The organism is Niveispirillum fermenti (assembly GCF_048066175.1).
Lineage (GTDB): Bacteria > Pseudomonadota > Alphaproteobacteria > Azospirillales > Azospirillaceae > Niveispirillum > Niveispirillum fermenti.
Genome location: NZ_JBLTXA010000103.1, coordinates 1 through 1,048, shown reverse-complemented (window position 1 = coordinate 1,048; position 1,048 = coordinate 1). Strand labels below are relative to the sequence as shown.

General features: G+C 66.8%; 1 protein-coding gene. It reads left to right on the top strand.

What is annotated here, in order from left to right; genetic code table 11:
- On the top strand, positions 1–1,048 hold a 1,048-nt coding region (locus tag ACM9LZ_RS25860; RefSeq protein ID WP_416622375.1), incomplete at both ends, for a cadherin domain-containing protein.

The window sequence follows — 1,048 nt, the reverse complement described above, 5'->3', positions numbered from 1 at the left end:
TGCCCCGGCTACCCCGACCGACAGCAACAATGCCGCCAACAGCGTCGTCGAGGGTGCCGCCAACGGCACCGCCGTCGGCATCACGGCCAGCGCCACCGATGTCAATGGCGGCACCGTCACCTACAGCCTGACCGACGATGCCGGCGGGCGTTTCGCCATCGATGCCACAACCGGCGTCGTCACCGTCGCCGACGGCACGCTGCTGGATTTCGAGACCGCCACCAGCCATTCCATCACGGTCCAGGCCAGTGACGGCACCGCCACCAGCAGCCAGACCTTCACCATCAACGTCACCAATGTCGCCCCGGGCACGCCGACCGACAGCGACAATGACGCCAACAGCGTCGTGGAAGGGGCGACCAACGGCACCGCCGTCAGCATCACGGCCAGCGCCACCGACATCAATGGCGGCAGCATCACCTATAGCCTGACCGACGATGCCGGCGGACGTTTCGCCATCGACGCCACAACCGGCGTCGTCACCGTCGCTGACGGCACGCTGCTGGATTTCGAGACGGCCACCAGCCATTCCATCACGGTCCAGGCCAGTGACGGCACCGATACCAGCACCCAGACATTCACCATCAACGTCACGAACGCCGCGCCCGCCACGCCGACCGACAGCAACAGTGCCGCCAACAGCATCGTCGAGGGTGCCGCCAACGGCACCGCCGTGGGCATCACGGCCAGCGCCACCGACATCAATGGCGGTACTGTCACCTACAGCCTGACCGACGATGCCGGCGGGCGCTTCGCCATCGATGCCACAACCGGCGTCGTCACCGTCGCCGATGGCACGCTGCTGGATTTCGAGACCGCCACCAGCCACACCATCACGGTCCAGGCCAGTGACGGGGTCGACACCAGCACCCAGACCTTCACCATCAACGTCACGAACGCCGCGCCCGCCACGCCGACCGACAGCAACAATGCCGCCAACAGCGTCGTCGAGGGTGCCGCCAACGGCACCGCCGTCGGCATCACGGCCAGCGCCACCGACATCAATGGCGGTACTGTCACCTACAGCCTGACCGATGATGCCGGCGGA